Raw genomic sequence first — 18,415 nt, forward strand, 5'->3', positions numbered from 1 at the left:
CTTCATGCCAGACGAGAGGACATCGATGAAACTATTGCCTTACCTGTTAGCCGGCACCGTGCTGCTGACCTCGACGGGCGCCCAGGCGCTCAATTATTGCGGCGAGCTGAAGAACCACTACGGCCCGCTCGACTACCGCAAGCGCGGCCAGGTCAACCTGGAAATCGTCGAGGGCGCCCACTTCACGCCCGACATCGAGGCCGGCATCCGGGGCAACACCAGCTATCTCGGCGGCGACCTCGACTACACCCTGCGCGCCATTCCCAACCACGTGCGCGCCCTGGCGACCCTGGCCATGGTCAGCCTGCGCGACAAGCAGGTCAAGGTGCCGGCCACCAAGTGGCCGACCGAATGCTATTTCAACCGCGCCATCCGCTTCGCCCCGGACGACGGCGCGGTGCGCGCCACCTATGGCAGCTACCTGCTCGCGCTCGGCAAGACCGGCGAGGCGGTCGACATGTTCGCCACCGCCGTCGAGCTGGCGCCGGAAGACCCGACCATCAATTACAACGCCGGGCTCGCGTATCTCAAAAAGAAGGACTACGACAAGGCCAGGCTGCACGCCAAAAAGGCCTACGACTTGGGATTCCCATTGCCGGGGCTCAAGAACAAGCTGGTCGAGGCCGGCAAATGGGACGAGCCGGCCAAATGAGCGGCATGCCGCGCTCCGGCCATCCCCTTTGCACGCCCTGAGGCGCAGCCGATGCGCCGCCTGGTCCTTGTCTTCCTTGTCCTGATCGTCTACGGCAGCCTGTATCCCTTCGGCGGCTGGAGCGAGCCGCCCGCGCCCCTGTTCAGCTTCCTGTTCGCCAGCCCCGCGCGCGTGGAAAAAGCCGACCTGGTCCAGAACGTGCTGGCCTATATGCCCTTCGGCCTGTTCATGGTGGCCTGGCTGATGCGCAGCACGCGCTTCGGCGTGGCGCTGCTGACGGCGGCCGTGGCCGGCGGCGTGCTGAGCCTGGCGATGGAGTCGATCCAGCAATTCCTGCCGAGCCGGGACGCTTCGCGCATCGACCTGGTCTTGAATATTGCCGGCAGCGTGGCCGGCGGCATGCTGGCCTCCCTGTTGCGTGGCCACACCCTGGGCGGACCGCGCCTGGCGGCCGTGCGCGCGCAATGGCTGCGCAGCGGCACCTTGCCCAACCTGGGGCTGGCGGCGCTGGCGCTGTGGGCGCTGTCGCAGACCAGCCCGCTTGTGCCGACCTTCGACATCGGCCAGGTGCGGCACGGGCTGGCGCTGCTCTACCACGCGCTGCGCGAACCGGGCAGCATGCAGCCGGCCCAGCTGCTGACCTACGCCTGCTACCTGGCCGGCCTGGGCTTGCTGGCGCGCACCCTGACGCGCGACGGCAAGCCGGCCCTGCCGCTGTTCGGCGCGCTGGTCGCTTGCGTACTCCTGCTCAAGATCATCGTCGAGGGGCGCCAGTTGTCGCTCGAAGCGGTGGCCGGGGCCTTTGCCGCCTGGATGTTCCTGCTCGCCGCCAGCCGCCTGCGCCAGGCTGCGTGGATGGGGATGGCGCTGATCGGCGCCGGCTTCGTCGTCAGCGAACTGGCGCCGGGGCCGGAAGGCATGGTCTACGGCTTCAACTGGATTCCGCTGATGGGGCAGATGCGCTCGCTGTCGGGCTTGCAGAATATCCTGGAGATTTTCTGGCCGTTTTTCGCGATCGCGTATTTTGCGCGCCTGGCGACCCCGATCGGGCACCGCCAGCCGGTGGTGGTGATCGGCAGCGCGGCGATCGCGGCGCTGGTATTCTGGCTGGAATGGTCGCAGCAAGGCTTGCCGGGGCGCTTCGGCGATATCACCCAGGTCTTGCTGGCCTGTGCCGGGTGGATCATTCCCTGGACCTTCGCCGGACCGGATTTCAGTGCGTATCGGGCGCCAGGCGAGCGCTGCCTTCGCCGCGCGCCGGATCGCTGACGGCGCGGCCCGCGGCGCCGCTCAGGCCGGTTCCCCCGCCACCCGCGCATCCTGCGCCAGCAGCGCGCTGACCTCGTCATAGCTGCGCGCCTGCATTTCCGCCAGCCGGCTGAGCGTCCTCGACAAGTCATGCGCGCCTTCCAGCTCGCGGATCGCCGGGGCGAGCGGGCGGTCGGACGCGATCAGGAGCTGGTGGCGGCGGTCGTAAAAAATGTCCACCAGCCAGATAAAGCGCTGCAAGGTGCTGGGAGAGGACAATGCCTTCACATGCACCTGGTCGAGGATCAGGGCTTGCCAGCGCTCGGCCAGTTCCAGGTAATCGAGGTGCGAACGGCTGGCCACGCACAGGGCGTCGAAGTCCACCCACAGCATGCGCTTGCCGGCGCCGCGCGCCTGCAGCGGGCGCCCGGCCACGGCCACCATGGCCGCCTGGGGCTGGTAGCTGTCCTCGGCGTGCGCGTAGATGCGGCCCAGCTGCCCGGCCGTCAGGGAGTTCAGCGGGGTCAGGAAGCGCTGCGCTTCAGGACGTTCGCCCTTGCAGCGGTAATCGCGCGCGCCGGTGAAATGGACGACCTCGAAATCCTTCTCGATACGCTCGATGGTGGGGCGGAAACGTTCGTGAAACTGCGGATTGGGCAGCAAGCCCTCGGGCGCGTAGTTCGAGGTCAGCACGACGCGCACCTCGAGTGCCAGCGCGGTGTCGAGAAACCAGCCGACCAGGAAGGCGTCGGCAATGTCGTGGACGTGGAATTCGTCGAAGCACAGCAGTTCGATGCCGTCCAGCCAGCGCCGGGTCGCCATGACCAGCGGATCGCCGGCGCCGGGCGGCTCGCTCATCTGGCGCTGCCGGATCTCGCGCAGGAATTCGTGGAAATGGATGCGCCGCTTCGAACACGTGGCCAGGGCGAAGATCGTATCGACCACCATGCTCTTGCCGCGCCCGGGCAAGCCGTGGCAATACACGCCCAGCGGGCCGCGCCGGCGCCGCAGCCAGCCGCCCTTGTCCGCGTCCAGCAAGGCCAGGATGGCGCCGATGGCGCGCCGCTGGCTGTCGTCGGGATCGATGCCGCGCGCGGCCAGGGTGCGCAGGACCAGGGCGTCGTCAAGCATGGCCCACCCTTCGCCATCGAACAGATTCTCTGCCTCCGCTGATCATCGCTTGTTTTCTCCGGATTATGATAATCGAATAAGTCGCGCATGCCGCGCGCGCTCACGATACCACAAACGCATTTTTAATTGTTCTCGGATGCAATCCGGATAAAACAAACGGATTGTTCGTGATTATATGGAGTAATTCATAATACCGCCGCCCGCGCTTATCGGCCCGGCTATCCGGCAAGTCAATTTTTTCTGCATGATTTCGTTTAAAAATTTTTCTGCTTGAAGATAGGCGCAAGATAAACCGAAAATTCCTCTGAAAACGTCGTCAGGTCGAATAAAATTTCTCTAAATTGCCGTGCAATATTATTTTATAAAAAACATTGCGTAAAATATAAAATATGACTTGCAGCGGTTCCCGGCTGCATTAGAATTCATTCCGTGCCACGTGAATACCGGGATAAAAAATCAAGGCCGAACTGGGCCTGGCGCAACCACGCCGATCTCTCACCATATAAACCGGGCAGCGCGCGCATACGCTATCAAGACGTATCGGGACGCCATGCGAAAGGGATGCAGGACAAGCATTGCGTGTTTAAGGGAATGTACAGTACCTAACTTTGCGAAATATCAATGAAACATCAATTACTTGACCATATGAAAAGCCTCGAAGTCCACCCGGTCTTCGATAACGACTACTTCAGGTTTGTCAAAGAAACGCCGCTGACGCCGCAGCTGTATGCGGTGCACCGCGCCAATTTCTTTTTCAGGACCATGGCGACCGTGATCGGCATCGCCCATGTCTGCGCCGCAGCGGCCGCCAACCACGACCAGGATACCCTGATCCTCTTTTCCTATATCCTCAACGAGGAATGCGGCGACGGCCAGCAGTCGAAATGCCACGAACTCCTGATGGAGCATTCGCATAATCTGTTCGGGCAGTTCGAATTCGATTTGCCGGCCCTGAAAGTGCGGGATCTGGAAGGCCGCCGCGATGGCACGCGCGATGAAAAAGCAACTAGCCTGGTGATCGATGAAACCAAGGATTACCGCACCAGGATCCATGCCTTGTTAACCCGGAATTATCCAACCATGCTGGGCGTCGCTTATGCGCTGGAAACGCATGCCAGCGTCATGCTGACCTGCTTCAGGGACATGTTCAACCTGAACCGCAAATATCTGGACAAGGACGATTTCGTGCGCAAGGTGGAGATTTACTTTAATTGCCACCTCGATAGCGGCGTCGAAGACCGGCATGCCAGCGATGCGCAGCAATGCGTGCTGAATAATTGCGTCTCCGAACAGGATCTGGCCGATATCAAACACGGTATCGATGCCACGCTGGAGATTCAGCATGCCATGTGGAATGGCATGTACCGGCGCGCCATGGAAATCCGGAACAACTAGCAAAACAAGCGGCGGAACGGGCAGTGACGACCGGTTAATTCCCGCCAGCCTGTTTTCGTGCCGCCCTGCCGGACTACACGGTCCGGCAGGCGGCCGAGCTGTTCCGCGATACGCCATCGGGCCCCCCTACATTCTAAAGGTTGACATAATGAGCAAGACACAAAGTGCTTTTTCCGATGCCGCCCTGAGCATCGGCGAATCGATCACGCATGGCGCGCGCATGCGCATCGCCAAACTCAATGCGGGCTACGACGAGAAGGACAAGATCATCGACCTGAGCATCGGCACGCTGGACCTGGCGACCGACCGCTTTATCGACAACGGCGTGATCGAGTTTATCAAGACCAAGCCCGAGCTGATCCACCAGTTCGCGCCGGTCAAGGGCTTCGATTTCCTGCTTGAAGCGATCTCCAGGCGGCACGAGCGCCTGCATGGCGTCGTCTACGATCCGGCCACCGAGATCATGGTCACGCCGGGCGGCATCAAGGGTTCGATCGCCGTGGTGCTGCATACCTTGCTCAATCCCGGCGACGAGGTGGTGGTGCCGCTGCCGAACTGGCCGCATTATGCCGACATGATCCATCTGCACGGCGGCAAGCCGGTGTTCGTGCAGTCGCGCGATTTTGTCGAAAAGGGACTCGATGCCGAGGACCTGGACCGTGCCATCACGGCCAGGACCAAGCTGCTGATCCTGGGCGATTGCATCAATCCGACCGGAAAAGTGTATACGACCGAGGAGTTGACCAGCCTGGCCGCGGTGATCGCCAGGCACAACCGGCAGCGCGCCCACGATGGGCAGAGCCCGCTGTTCGTCCTGTACGACTGTCCGTACGAAGCGCACGTGCTGCATAAGCGGCCGCAGGCGCTGGCGGCGCTGTCGGTGGGCGACTATGCCTTGCGCCAGCATGTCATCAACGTCACCGGACCAGGCAAGACCTATGGCATGCATGGCGACCGGATCGGCTATCTGTGCGCGCCGGCCGGCTTCGTTGCCGTGGCCGCGAATGTGCAGGTCAACCTGAATTCCTTTGCCTGCACCTACGGCCAGGTGGCCTGTTTTTACGCCTTGCACCGCAATATGGACGAAGTCGCCCTCAGCCGGGCCACGCACGCACGCGAGAATACCCTGCACATGATCGACCTGCTGCGCGCCAGCGGCCTGTCGGTGCACACGCCGCAAGGGGGTTATTTCATCTTCGTCGACCTGGCCGCGTATGCCGGGCGCTATGCGCAGCGCGGCATGGACAGTGCCGAGCAGTTTCTGCTTGAAAAAGCCCGTGTCGCGGCGATCAACGGCGAGCATTTCGCCGAAGGCTATGCCGACGCCAGCCGCTACCGGCACTTTGTGCGCATCAACTGCGGCAGGGAGCGCGAGGTACTGGTGCAGGCGGCGCGGCGCATCGCGCTTGCCTTGGAAGAGCTCGGCTGATGGTGCGCTACTGCATCATCGGCACCGGCTTCTCCGGCACCTGCATGCTCTGGCATCTGGTCGATGCCTTGTGCAGGCAGGCGCCGGAGAATGGCGGCCTGCGCCATGTCGAGATAGCCACGGTCGAGCGGCGCCCGCGCAACGGGCCGGGCCTGCCTTACGACAGCGACGAGGTTGCGCCTTACCATCTGTGCAATAACCCGGCCGACAAAATGGCGCTGTTCGGGAACGATTTCGTGGACTGGATGCTGGCGCACCGGGACGAGCTGATCGCGCTGCACCCGGACCTGATCCGGGAAGCCCATCCGACCCTGGCGCTGGACCAGTGGCAGCCGCAGGCGTCGACCTTCTATCCGCGCGCCCTGTTCGGCGTGTATCTGTCGATGCGCTTCGAGCAGGCATGCGCGCTGGCGCGCAGCCGTGGCGCCACGATTCGCCGCTACAACGGGGTCGAGGCGATCGACGGCGTCACGCGCGACGGCGGCTTCGACCTGACCCTGCGCGAGCTGGCCACCGGGCAGCTGCGGATCCTGGCCGGCATGGACAAGGTCTTGCTGGCGTCCGGGCATTGGGAGCAGGCGGCGCCGCGCGCGCCGCACGTGCTGGCCTCGCCCTATCCGGCGCGCCAGGTGCATCGCGCCATCGCCGCCCTGCAGCTGGCGCAGCCGAAGGAGCGCCTGACCCTGTGCGTGCGCGGCATGGGGCCGAGCGCGGTGGACGCCATCCTGAGCCTGTGCGAAGGCGGGGTGTTCGAACTCGACGCCGACGGCCTGGCGACCCGCTTCCTGCCGTGCTGGGACAGTTTCCGGGCCAGCGCGGTGCGCATCGTCGCCACCTCGCGTTCGGGCTTCTTTCCGGGCGTGCGCTGGCCGCTGGCCGATTACGCCTTTGCCCACCTGACGGACGAAAACATGGCCGCCCTGCGCGCGCGCCATGACGGGCGCGTCGACCTGACGGCGCTGATGGCGCTGGTCGAGCGCGAACTGCGCGCGGCCAGCCACAACGATCTGGACCTGGACGCGGTATTCCGGCCGCCCTACGCCGACGCCTACCGCAAATTGCTGGTCGACGTGCGCGGCGAGCCGCTCGAGCGGCTGGCCCATACCATCATCCTGCGTGCGCGCCGCCTGCGCTTTTATCAGGACCTGAACGCGGCCGACAAGCGCCTCTACGATACCCAGCTCGATACCCACTTCATCCGGACCGCGGTGCCGATTCCCCTGCAGAACGCCAGGAAGCTGATCGCCCTGATCGAGGCCGGCGTGCTGTCGACAGTCGCGCTCGGCTATGAGGCCGACGCGGCGGGCCCGGCCGGCCTGACCGGCATCGAACCCGATCTGGTGATCTGCTCGCACGGCCAGAACTACGACCTGAACCGGCATCCCTCGCCCCTGATCCGGCACTTGCTCGAAAGGAAGGAAGTGCTTGCCTACAGCGAAGACGGTTACCGCACCGGCGGCATCGGCGCCAGCGAGGCCACCGGCTTCCGGGTCTTGAACGGGCTGGGCGCAGCGGGCGCCTGCTCGGCGCATCTGTCTTCCTTCGGTCCGGTCACGCAGTACTGGCAAAACCAGAACAACTTTGCCGCCGCTTTCGTCAGCGCCGCCCAGGTCGTTGCGCAAGACTGGCTGGCCAGCGCATCCATTGAGAGGGAGTGAAGGGATGGATTTCAAGGATTTTTCGTTCAGCCCGGATATCCGGGTGAGCATCTATCACGTCGGCCATGAAAACCTGGCCTATCATCGGCACATGCATGTGTCGGACATTACCTATTGCGCTGCGGGGCGGCTGATGCTGGAGCTGCCGGCGCTGGAGAGCGCGTTCGTGTTTCATCCGGGGCAGTTCGTCCAGGTTCCCTGCGATACGGTGCACCGGGTTTCCCACTGCGGAGCGCAGACCGGGGAGTCGACCTACATCCTGGTGCAGATCGGGCAATTCGGCATCGACTTCGTGCGCGACGAGGCCATGGCCGCGGCCCCGGATCCGGTCGACCTGGGCGCGACCGCGCTCGGCTACCGCATCGGCGACGCCAGGGAGCGCCTGCTGGCGGTCGCGCGGCAATTGCGCGAGGAACGCCCGGCCAACTTGTCCGACAGCGAACATGCCAGTATCCTCGGCATGCTCGATACCGTGTGCAAGGATGGGATTGCGCTTGCGCCCGACAGGGAGGCGCTGCTCGCGCAGTTCCGCGCGCTCGGGGCCGGAGCGGCCGAGGCGCGGGCGCACCACTAACCATGTTCTGGAATTTCCGATGACGACAGACAGCAATCGCAACGAAAGCAATCGCAACATATCGATCGTACTGATGGTCCTGCTGTTGTTTGCGACCCAGGCCTGCACCGACATCTTCCTGTCGGGCTTGCCGATGATGGCGCAGGAATTCGGCACCACGATGAACGTCACCAACCTCACGATCTCGGTGTATAACTACAGCCAGGCGGCGGTGGTGCTGTTCATCGGCGTGATCAGCGATGTGCGCGGGCGCCGCGCCACCATCCTGACCTGCCTGGCGCTGCATATCGGGGCGACGGTCTGGATCGCGCTGTCGTCCTCGATCTCGTGGGTGATCGTGATGCGCGTGCTGCAGGCGACCGGCAGCGCGGCGGTGTACATCATCCTGCGGCTGATCATCAAGGATACGATGGACAAGAAGGCGCAGATCCACGCGACCGGCCTGCTGGTGGTGGGCCTGGTGCTCTCGCCCATCCTGGCGCCGGTGGTGGGGGCGTGGATCATCCACTGGTCGAGCTGGCGCAACTGCTTCTGGGCCATCGCCCTGTTCGAAGCGCCGCTGTTCGTCTGGGCCTGGATGACCATCCGCGAAACCAATCACAAGCAGATGGCGCTGCGTGCCGCGTTCAGCCTGAAGAACCACTTCCTCAGCTATCTCGGCGTGCTGCAGGACCGCTACTTCCTCGGCATGGCCTTGATTGTGGGGTCGGTGTTCGCGGCGTTTTATGCCTTCATCAGCATTTCCAGCTACCTGTACATCCAGCAGTTCGGGATGCGCGAGACCAGCTATGCGTATGTGTTCATCGGCATCGCCGTGTCCTACCTGATCGGCAATCGCCTGATGAGCAAGCTCAATGCCGACAATCTGACGCCGCAGCGTATCATCGGCCTGGGGATCTCGGTCTCGCTGGTCGGGGCCGCCTGCATATTCGGCGAGCTGCTGACCGGAAACCGGATTGCCGTCATCGCGCTGATCACGCTCGGCACCTGCCTGCTGCGCCTGGCGACGGCGCTCATCAACCCGCCGGCGCAAGTGGTCGTGACGAATCATTTTCCCGACAGCGGATCGCATGCGCTGGGCATGCTCACCTGCATCCAGTATTCGTTCGCGGCCATCGGCACCATGGTCGTTTCCGGACTGCCGCTGGCGCCGAGCGGCAATTTCATGATCAGCACGGCCCTGTTCGTCGCGCTGTCGGTCGCCGGTTATCTGTTTGCGTTCAGGCGCGGCGCCGCGGTGCAAGCGAGTTAGGCAAGGCCAGGCTGCGCTCGGCGGCGCGTCCGCCCGCAGCCTGGCTGTGCGATCCTGGCGCCGCCTTGCAGGCCAGTGCCGGTGCCATCCATTGACCCCCTCGGGTCGTGCAGGCGCGATTTCCCCCCACTCTTCAGAGCAGACCACCCGCTCATTCTCTAGCCGCAACCGTCTATTGCGGTAAAGCAACGTCAACGACACTGGCTTCGCTACGCTGTGCTTTCCATGTGGCAATCACTTGCAATCATTCTCTTGAAAAAGACTGGATAAGCCATGCATGCTTCCCCCAAGCGCCTTCGCGTTTCCATAGTCCATATCCTGCAGTGGGTATTTCTGTCCCTGGTACTGGCACAGACCAGCGTGCGCGCGGAGCAAGAAATGCCCGAGGGAACGTTGGGCTGGATCTATTACACGGGCGTGTTCGGGCCGGACATCTATGCGCCCGATCCGGTGACGGCATGTCACAGGCAGTCCACGCGTCATAACATGCGTCAACCGCTGGTCGCGGTGCGGCCCATGAACAATGCCGGCACCTGGTTCGACTGCAAATACCGTCATTTTCTGATCACCGGCGGGGTCACCTGGTTTGGCGGCCCATTGCTAGTGTGTAAGCCGGGATACAAGCCTTACGCGCCAGGTATCTGTCTGAAGGATGCGCCGGAAGTGCCGGTGCCTGTCAGCTGCAAATCGGGCGCGCCTGGAAGGGCCAATGGCAATCCGGTGCAACTGGCCAGTGGCGCGAAAGTACAAACCGAGTCCGATTTGCCGGGCGCTGCCGAAGGGGCGCTGCGGGTCGATCGTACCTATCGCAGCCTGCGCCGCAGCATCAAGGGCCAATCGGCCGGTGCGGGCTGGTCATTTTCTTTCGACCGTGCCTTCGTCGCCCGCCGCGAGTTCGGTACCAAAATCCGGTCGACTGTCACCGGCGCCCTCGGGGATGGCAGTTATTTCGAGTTCTGGCGGCAAAGCGACGGCAGCTATCGGTCCGTCTACGACAGCGGCATGACGCTGGCAGTGCAAGGCGCCGATGACGCCGTGTGGCTGCTGACGACCCCGGATGGCAGCGTGGAGCGCTACACCCGGCTCGACGACGATTTCAGGCTCGGCAGCGTGCATACCCGCGACGGCAGGGTCACGCAGTACGCTTACGATAGCAACAACCAGCTCAGCACGATTACCGATGCCAGCGACCGCAGCGTCTCCATCCGGTGGCAAGGCGATGTCGTCGAGCAGGTGTCGAGTGCCAGCGGCAGCGTGCGCTACGAATACGACAGGGTCGCAGTGGACGGGGGCATGCCCGTGGAAGGCTCCGAACGCCTGGTTGCCGTCCATTTCCTCGACGGTTCCGGCGCCGCGACGGCCTCACGCAGGTATCACTACGAAGACCGCTACCAACGCTACCTGCTGACAGGGATCAGCGACGAACTCGGCAAGCGTTTTGCCACCTACGCCTATAACGGCCAGGCCCAGGCCGTGCTGTCCGAGCATGCCGGCGGCGTCCAGCGCCATGTGTTTGCGTATCCCAGCCGGACCAGCCGGATCGTCACCGATCCGCTCGGTAGCAACCGCACGCTGGGCATCGCCTACGGCGCGGACGGCAAGGGCAGGATTACCACCGAAAGCCAGCCGGCCGGCGCTGGCTGCGCCGCGTCGGCGAGCGAGCTGACCTACAGCGCCAAAGGCGACCTGACCAGCAGCACCGACTTCAACGGCGGCAAGACGTGCTTGATCAGCGACCCGGCACGTGGGCTTGAGCTGGCGCGGGTGAGCGGCTTGTCCAAGGGGACGGCGTGCCCCGCGGGAATCGATCGGGCGATCCCCGCCAGCGCGCGTAAAACCAGTACGCGCTGGCATCCTGACTGGGCCCTGGCGCTTGCCACCGCCGCGCCGGGACGGCTGGAGACCAAGGTGTACAACGGCCAGCGCGACGCCGCCGGCACGGTGGTGGAATGTGCCGACGGAGCGTTGCTTCCGAACGGGAAGCCGATTGCCGTGGTCTGTCGTGCCACGGCCCAGGCGAGCAACGACGGCAACGGCGGACTCGGGTTTGCAGCGGCAGGAACCGGCCCGGTCCAGGAATGGCGCTACACCTACAACCGCAACGGGCAATTGCTGACCAGTAGCGGTCCGGCCGATGCCGACGGCAAGGCCGCATCGGCCAGCATGCGCTATTACGCCGACAGCGGTGCAAGCCACCGTCCGGGTGACCTGGAAAGCGTGCGCAACAGCGTTGGCGAAGTCACCAATTACCTCGAATACAGCGAGGATGGCTTGCCGACTAAAATCCGGCGCCCGAATGGCCAGATTGTCGAATCCGACTACGGCCCGCGCCAGCGCTTGCTGTCCAGCACTGTCCGCGCGGACGGCGTGCAGGCCGAAGTTACGCGCTACGAGTACGACCTTGCGGGCCAGCTGACCCGCATGACGGGGCCCGACGGCGCGGTGCTGGAATACGCGTACGACGAGGCCCACCGCCTGATCGGCGTGCGCGATAGCACCGGCAACAGCATCGATTTCACGCTCGATGCGATGGGCAATACCGTGCGTCAGGAAGTGAAAGATCCCGCAGGCAAACTCGTGACAGCGACCACGCGCGCCTTCGATGCGCTCAACCGCCTGCAGCGCGAGCAAAAGAGTCAGGCTGACCCGGGCGCGCGCTTCGAATATGATGCGGTCGGCAACCTGACCGCGAGCATCGATCCGATGGCGCGCGTCAGCAAGGGAACTTACGACACGTTCAACCGTCTGATACAACAGACGCTCCCTGCGGCGGGGGCGACAGGCAAGCCGGCAACGATCGATTACGCCTACACGCCGCAGGACCAGCTCGCGTCCGTGCTCGATCCGCGCCGCTTGCAGACGCGCTATGTCCTCAACGGACTGGGGCAGCGCACGACGCTGATCAGTCCGGACACCGGCACCACGACCGCGCAGTTCGACGGTGCCGGGAACCTGACATCGAGCCTGGATGCGGCCGGACGCAATACCGCTTTTCGGTACGACGCGGCGGGGCGGGTGACCGCCATCGGCGCCAGCACGTTCGAGTACGGCGCGTCCGGCACGCCCGCAGCCGGCCTGGTCACGACGATGACGGATGAGGCTGGAAAAACTGTCTACACCTACGACGGCATGGGGAGGATGTTAAGGAAAGAGCAGACAAACGGAGGGGCGTCACGGCGCTTCGTCACCGCCTATACCTACGGCGACACTGGCAGTGCAGTCGGTCACGTCACGTCGATGACCTATCCCAGCGGCAATCGCATCGACATCACGTACGACAGGAATGGGAAACCCTCCGCCCTCGGCCTGACGCGTCCGAATGCGGCGCGCATGACGATTTTGAGTGACGTTGCGTATCAGCCGTTCGGTGCCGTGCGTTCTTGGCTGTGGGGCAATCACAGCGCAAGCAGTCCCAATAAATACGAGCGTCAGTTCGACCTTGAAAATCGCCTGATTAGTTATCCGCTGGGGCATCTTGCGGCCGGCGGTGCGTTGCGCACGCTCAGTTACGATGCTGCCGGACGCATTGTGGCCAGCACGCACAAGGGGAATGCCACGCCGGGCAGACTGGACCAACGCTACTACTACGATGGACGGGATCGCTTGATCGGATTCGACAGCGTTACCACGAGCCAGCGATTCGAATATGACGCCAACGGAAACCGCACCAAGGCGACGCTGGGTTCCAACAGCTACCTCAACACGATCGATCCCGGCAGCAATCGGCTCGCTTTCACTTCCGGGCCGGTGCCGGCCAGACGGAACACGTACGACGCCACGGGGAACCTGACTAGCGATGGAACGCTGCGCTTCGGCTACGGCAACAATGGTCGCTTGAACAGCGTGTCGGGTGGCAGTGGTGTTGCCGTTCAATACCGCTACAACGGAATTGGACAGCGGACGATCAAATCGAATGCTGCCGAGGGCACAACGTACTTTGTCTATGATGAGGCAGGGCACATGGTCGGCGAGTATGACGGCGCCGGTTTGCCTATACAGGAGACGATCTACCTCAAGGGGATGCCGGTTGCGGTAATCAAACCGCGTGCGGCTGGTCGCGGGGAAGATGCATACTACATCTATGCGGATCATCTGGCAGCGCCGCGAGTAATCACAGGTGTAAGTGACAACAGGATGGTATGGCGCTGGGACGCATCCAATCCGTTCGGCGAGGATTTCCCAGATGAAAACCCAAGTCGTTTCGGACGCTTCTCCTACGACTCGCGTTTTCCAGGACAATATTATGATCACGAAACTAATCTCTTCTACAACTATTACCGCGATTACGATCCACAAATCGGCCGGTACGTGCAGAGCGATCCAATCGGCCTTGACGGCGGAATTAATACATATACCTATGTGGGGGCAAATCCCGTTTCTCGGATCGATCCCTTCGGCCTATCGTTTAGGGAAAGCGTTGAAGAAGACTCTCCAGGCCCCACCAATGCGGAGACGTCTGGTACCTGTGATCAGAAAGATCATAAATGCGAGCCACCAAAAAAACTCGCGGCTTTTGCAAAAGCTCTTTGGCTAGCACTCTGCTTGATAGAGGGGAAGAAACCACCGGAAACTCCTAAAACCCCACCTAAACCACCACCAGCACAGCCGGGTCCGCCGCCTCCGAAAAAGCCTACGATTCCGCCTTTGAAGCCTAAAAAATAGTTTTACGGGCATAGGGTAGCTTCGACACAGAGAATTTTTATTTTGGATGAATCATGAAACAGGATGAAAAAAATAGCCGTCTCTTAAAAGCACACGCTGACCTGTTGGCCGGAAGGTACGATGCGGCTCGGGCAGTGTTCGAGGAACTCGGTGCACTGGGCGACGACCGAGCCTTGCTTTATTTGGGTTCGATGCACGAACGCGGTCTCGGGGGGCCGGTCGACGAAGTTCGGGCGGCTGCATTGTTTAAAAAGTCGTGCGACGGCGGAAATTCCACGAGTTGTTTTTTCCTGGGGATGCTGCAATACAGAAATCGCGACCTTGCGGCAGCGCTTGAGTCATATTGCCTCGCCGCCGCCGCGGGTCATCCTGCTGCGGCATACTGGATTGCGCAAATCTACGGAGACACCAGTCATGCCATTGCAGACAACGTCGAAGAAATGCGCTATTTGGAAATAGCTGATCGAGGCGGACATGCATTTGCCGCTCGTGATTTGGCCAAAAAGCGCATGCATGCATCAGGATCGATCATGTCGAAGCTACTTGCCCGCGCGCAGTATATTAATGCGATCATTAAAGGAATTATGATCATTGCCAGAGATGCTGATGACCCCCGAGTGCAATAGACAATCGTTCAAACGACGACATAAGTTGCTGCCTGGATGAGCTTGTCCACCGTACTCCTCAGCCTGCCGGCAGCGAACGTCGTCTTCGAGCTGCCCGGCCTGTTTCGGCTCCATCCCCGATGGATATCGGCGCCGACATTGTCCATGGATTCGGCGCCCCGGCCGCGCTGGTCGCGGACCTCGGCAAGGCCTTCGGCCATGGGGCCCTGGCAGCGTCGCTATACTGGCTGGTGCAAGGCGCCATCGCCCTATCCCGGCTAAACGCCTTACCCGCCCGCCGCCGCCGACTTGATCGCGTGCCGCCCCATCAGATCGTACAAGGTCGGCCGGCTGATCCCCAGCAACTCCGCAGCGCGCACGATATTCCCGTCGACCCGCGCCAATGCCTTGACGATGGCCGCGTACTCGGCCTCGTCGCGCACCTGGCGCAGGTTGATCGGCTGTTCCGGCTCGGCCGAGGCCGACAATCCCAGATCGTCCGCCGTGATCTGCGGCCCGTCCGCCATGATGATGGCGCGCTTGATGCAGTTTTCCATCTCGCGCACATTGCCCGGCCACGGGTAGCTTTCGATCACGCCGATCGCTTCCTGGCTGAAATGCAGGGTCGGACGCGATTCCTGCGCGCAGAACTTGTTCTTGAAGTGATGCGCCAGCAAGGCCGCGTCGCCCACCCGGTCGCGCAGCGGCGGAATGGTGACCACGATTTCCGACAGGCGGTAATACAAATCCTCGCGGAAGCGCCCGCTGGCCGACAAGGCTTTGAGGTTCTGGTGGGTCGCGCAGACGATCCGCACATCGACCGCGATTTCCTCGTGCCCGCCGACGCGCTCGATCACCCGTTCCTGCAGGAAGCGCAGCAGTTTGGCCTGTAGCGACATCGGCAGATCGCCCACTTCATCGAGGAAGAAGGTGCCGCCGTGGGCCAGCTCGACCTTGCCCTTGGTCTGCTTGGCCGCGCCCGTGAACGCGCCTTTTTCGTAGCCGAACAATTCGCTCTCGAGCAAATTCTCGGGAATCGCCGCGCAGTTGATCGCCATGAAGCGCTGGCTGGCGCGCGGACTCAACTGGTGCAGCGCCCGCGCCAGCACTTCCTTGCCGGTGCCGCTTTCGCCCAGCACCATCACCGAGGCCGAGGTCGGGGCGACTTTTTCGATATTCCGGCACACGCGCTGCATGCCGGCGTCGCGGCTGATCACCCCGCTCAGCGGCGAATCGACCTGCGACTGGCGCATGCGCCGGTTTTCCTGCTGTAAGGCGTGCAGATAGAAGGCGCGCTGCACCACCAGTCCCAGCATTTCGGGATCGAAGGGCTTCTGGTGGAAGTCGTACGCGCCCAGCCCGATCGCTTCGACCGCGTGCGCGTGGTTCTGGTTCCCGGTCAGGACGATGACCTTGGTGTCCGGCGCCAGCGCCAGGATCTGGCGCAGGGTGGCCAGGCCTTCGGTGGCGCCGTCCGGATCGGGCGGCAGGCCCAGGTCCATGGTCACCACCGCCGGCTCGTGGCGGCGTACTTGCGCCAGCGCGGCGTCGCGGTCGCCCGCCACCACCACCTCGTAGGCATCGAAGCACCAGCGCAACTGCTTTTGCAGGCCGGGGTCGTCTTCGATGATGAGCATTTTCATTTTATTCTGGGTCACAGCGATCCTCTGGCCGTCAGGCGGCTTTGTCGACAGTTTGAGTGTCCTGCTGGCACATCGGCAGGGTGATTCTGAAGGTGGTGCCACGGGGCGGTGTACTGCTGACCGCCAGGCTGCCGCCAAGTTCGTGGATGTACTCGCGGCTCTCGAAAGCGCCTATCCCCATGCCCGCCGATTTGGTCGATTCGAACGGTTTGTACAGGCGCTCGCGGATGAATTCTTCGCTCATGCCTTCGCCGGTGTCGCGGATCTCGATGATAACCGAATCGTCCGCACGGCTGAGCGTGATTGCCACCTGGCCCTCCTTGGGCGTGGCTTCGATGGCGTTCTGGATCAGGTGGCCCACCACCCGTTCCAGCCGTTCCCAGTCGGCCAGCACGCGCAGGCGCGGCTCGGCGATCGTCAGCAGCGGACGCGGCTCGAAGGCGGCCTTGCTGGCCACCGCCTGCGCCAGCAGTTTTTCGATCGACAGCGGCGCCGGGCGTTCCTGCGAGGCGCTGCGGCTGAGCTTTTGCAGCATCAGGCGCATCTTTTGCACCGACAGTGTCACCGTTTCGAGCATGTCGCGCTGGAATTCGGGGTTGTCCTTGTGCTTTTCGGCATTCGGGATCAGCAAGCCCAGTTGCGACACCAGGTTCTTCAGGTCGTGCACCACGAAGGTGGACATGCGGTTGAACGATTCGAACTGGCGCGCCAGCATCAGGGCGCTGGCCGCTTCGTGCTGGGCCAGGTAGCTGGCGGCCTGGCTGCCGGCAATCTTGAGCAGGTCGATCACTTCCCAGTTCAGGGTGATGGCGCTGCGCGGCTGCAACAGCAGCATGTAGCCGAACAGGCGGCCCTGCAGCATCAGCGGCACCACCAGGCGTCCGCGCGGAAACTTGCCCAGCCACTCGGGCAGCACCAGGCCTTCGTACTTGTCTGGATCCTTGGCGAATTCCTGCAGGTCGACCACCCACTGGCGCGATTCCAGGAAGCGGCAGAAGGCCGAGTCGTCCGGCTCGGCCGGCGCCAGCTCCGGCATGTGCCAGCTGGCCGCCGGTTCGCACAGGCCCGCTTCGCGCCGGATCCACAGCATGCCGCCGGAACTTTCGACCAGCTCGCCCACGGCTTGCAGGGTGCGCTCGCCCAGGTTGGGGCCGGCTTCGGAGAGGGTGCGCGTAAAGCGCAGCCATTCTTCGCGGTAATCGTAGTTGTAGCTGTAAAAATGCTTGCTGATGAAAACCTTCAGCCAGGAGCGGAAGGTGCCCGAGAACAAAATCCCGGCCAGCAACACCACGGCGCCGAACAGGAAGGCCATCTGCATCAGCGAGCCCCACTGGCCGCCGAAGTAGCGCAGGTAGTAACCGGCCGCGCCCATGGCCAGCAGGTAGGCGGCCGAGCCGAACAGGGCGGCCGAATGGAACAGCAGGCGGCGCGACACCGCGATGTGCGAGGACCACGAGGCGCTGCGCGCCACCGAGACCGCGATCAGGGGCGCGGTCAGGGCGTCGACCACGCCGCGCGCCGACCAGATTTCGGGATTGACCTGGCGCATCAGGAGCGCGTTGCTGTACAAATAAAAATCGAAGACGAAGATGCCGCCGATGCCGAGGCAGGCGAACTTGATGGCCCAGCGTTCCTGCACCGGCTTGTTGCGGTACAGCTGTTCGACCAGCAGCATGCCGAGCACGGCCATGCCGATGCGCGCCATCACGCCCAGGATCCCGCTTTGCTGGCCCAGCACGGAGGGCATCAATTCGGACAGGATCTTGTCGCCCAGCACAATCAGATACAGCAGGGCGATGGCCGGCAGGGCCGGGGTGCGGCGCAGCTGGCGCCAGCTGCTGCCGTCGAAGTGGCCGAGCAGCGACAGCAGCACCACGGTCCAGGCGCCGTTGCGCGCCACTTCCAGCAGTTCGCCGGCCCAGGCATAGCCCTGCCGGCCCCAGGCCTGGGCCGCCAGCGCGGCGCCCCACAGCACCGTCAGCGCGCAGGCGCAGGCCAGCACCGACGCATGCTGGCGGCTGCGCCAGTGCGTCAGCAGGACGGCGCCGAGCAGCGCAAACGCGAGCGCGGCAATCGAATAGCTAAAGGTGGCGATGTTGGTCAGCATTCCGCTCCGCTTGTCTTTCCGCTGTGGATCACGGTGTGGATCGACGCGCCGGGCCGGGC

The 18,415-nt window shown here is 63.2% G+C and carries 13 protein-coding genes; 9 read left to right on the forward strand and 4 right to left on the reverse strand.

Going from position 1 to position 18,415, the window contains the following annotated elements; all coding sequences use genetic code 11:
* Positions 1 to 25: 25 nt before the first annotated feature.
* Positions 26 to 652 carry a tetratricopeptide repeat protein gene (locus EJB06_RS09175; RefSeq protein WP_126073702.1) on the forward strand — a complete coding sequence of 209 codons (627 nt, stop codon included), beginning with the start codon at positions 26 to 28 and terminating at the stop codon, positions 650 to 652.
* Between the two features lie 51 nt (positions 653 to 703).
* Positions 704 to 1,921 carry a VanZ family protein gene (locus EJB06_RS09180; protein ID WP_126073703.1) on the forward strand — a complete coding sequence of 406 codons (1,218 nt, stop codon included), beginning with the start codon at positions 704 to 706 and terminating at the stop codon, positions 1,919 to 1,921.
* A gap of 21 nt (positions 1,922 to 1,942) precedes the next feature.
* Here the strand turns inward: EJB06_RS09180 and zapE are convergent, their stop codons facing one another.
* Positions 1,943 to 3,031, reverse strand: coding sequence for a cell division protein ZapE (zapE, locus tag EJB06_RS09185; protein ID WP_126073704.1), 1,089 nt, complete (start codon positions 3,029 to 3,031; stop codon positions 1,943 to 1,945).
* A gap of 645 nt (positions 3,032 to 3,676) precedes the next feature.
* On the opposite strand from zapE, the gene EJB06_RS09190 reads away from it, so the two are divergent.
* The 7 genes from EJB06_RS09190 to EJB06_RS09215 all read left to right on the forward strand — a co-directional run bounded on the left by EJB06_RS09190 (position 3,677) and on the right by EJB06_RS09215 (position 14,627).
* Complete coding sequence (locus EJB06_RS09190; RefSeq protein ID WP_164557876.1) at positions 3,677 to 4,426, forward strand: iron-containing redox enzyme family protein; 750 nt, start codon at positions 3,677 to 3,679, stop codon at positions 4,424 to 4,426.
* 148 nt (positions 4,427 to 4,574) lie between these two features.
* A complete protein-coding gene (locus tag EJB06_RS09195; protein ID WP_126073706.1) occupies positions 4,575 to 5,855 on the forward strand; it encodes a pyridoxal phosphate-dependent aminotransferase in 1,281 nt (426 codons plus the stop codon).
* On the forward strand, positions 5,855 to 7,513 hold the full coding sequence (locus tag EJB06_RS09200; RefSeq protein WP_126073707.1) for an FAD/NAD(P)-binding protein: 1,659 nt from the start codon (positions 5,855 to 5,857) through the stop codon (positions 7,511 to 7,513). The genes EJB06_RS09195 and EJB06_RS09200 overlap by 1 nt, the downstream gene beginning before the upstream one ends.
* 4 nt (positions 7,514 to 7,517) lie before the next feature.
* Positions 7,518 to 8,087 carry a hypothetical protein gene (locus EJB06_RS31815; protein WP_164557877.1) on the forward strand — a complete coding sequence of 190 codons (570 nt, stop codon included), beginning with the start codon at positions 7,518 to 7,520 and terminating at the stop codon, positions 8,085 to 8,087.
* A gap of 19 nt (positions 8,088 to 8,106) precedes the next feature.
* Positions 8,107 to 9,339, forward strand: coding sequence for an MFS transporter (locus EJB06_RS09205; protein ID WP_164557878.1), 1,233 nt, complete (start codon positions 8,107 to 8,109; stop codon positions 9,337 to 9,339).
* 273 nt (positions 9,340 to 9,612) lie between these two features.
* Positions 9,613 to 14,001, forward strand: coding sequence for an RHS repeat-associated core domain-containing protein (locus tag EJB06_RS09210; RefSeq protein ID WP_126073709.1), 4,389 nt, complete (start codon positions 9,613 to 9,615; stop codon positions 13,999 to 14,001).
* Positions 14,002 to 14,054: 53 nt separating this feature from the next.
* On the forward strand, positions 14,055 to 14,627 hold the full coding sequence (locus EJB06_RS09215) for a tetratricopeptide repeat protein (RefSeq protein ID WP_126073710.1): 573 nt from the start codon (positions 14,055 to 14,057) through the stop codon (positions 14,625 to 14,627).
* Between the two features lie 8 nt (positions 14,628 to 14,635).
* On the opposite strand, the gene EJB06_RS09220 is transcribed toward EJB06_RS09215, so the two are convergent.
* From EJB06_RS09220 to prsK, 3 genes are all read right to left on the reverse strand, one after another.
* Complete coding sequence (locus EJB06_RS09220; protein WP_126073711.1) at positions 14,636 to 14,827, reverse strand: hypothetical protein; 192 nt, start codon at positions 14,825 to 14,827, stop codon at positions 14,636 to 14,638.
* A gap of 66 nt (positions 14,828 to 14,893) precedes the next feature.
* Positions 14,894 to 16,243 carry a PEP-CTERM-box response regulator transcription factor gene (prsR, locus tag EJB06_RS09225; protein WP_370660120.1) on the reverse strand — a complete coding sequence of 450 codons (1,350 nt, stop codon included), beginning with the start codon at positions 16,241 to 16,243 and terminating at the stop codon, positions 14,894 to 14,896.
* 37 nt (positions 16,244 to 16,280) lie between these two features.
* A complete protein-coding gene (gene prsK, locus EJB06_RS09230; protein WP_126073713.1) occupies positions 16,281 to 18,356 on the reverse strand; it encodes an XrtA/PEP-CTERM system histidine kinase PrsK in 2,076 nt (691 codons plus the stop codon).
* Between the last annotated feature and the right edge of the window lie 59 nt (positions 18,357 to 18,415).

The sequence above is a fragment of the Massilia atriviolacea genome (assembly GCF_003953935.1).
GTDB classification, from domain to species: domain Bacteria; phylum Pseudomonadota; class Gammaproteobacteria; order Burkholderiales; family Burkholderiaceae_D; genus Telluria_A; species Telluria_A atriviolacea.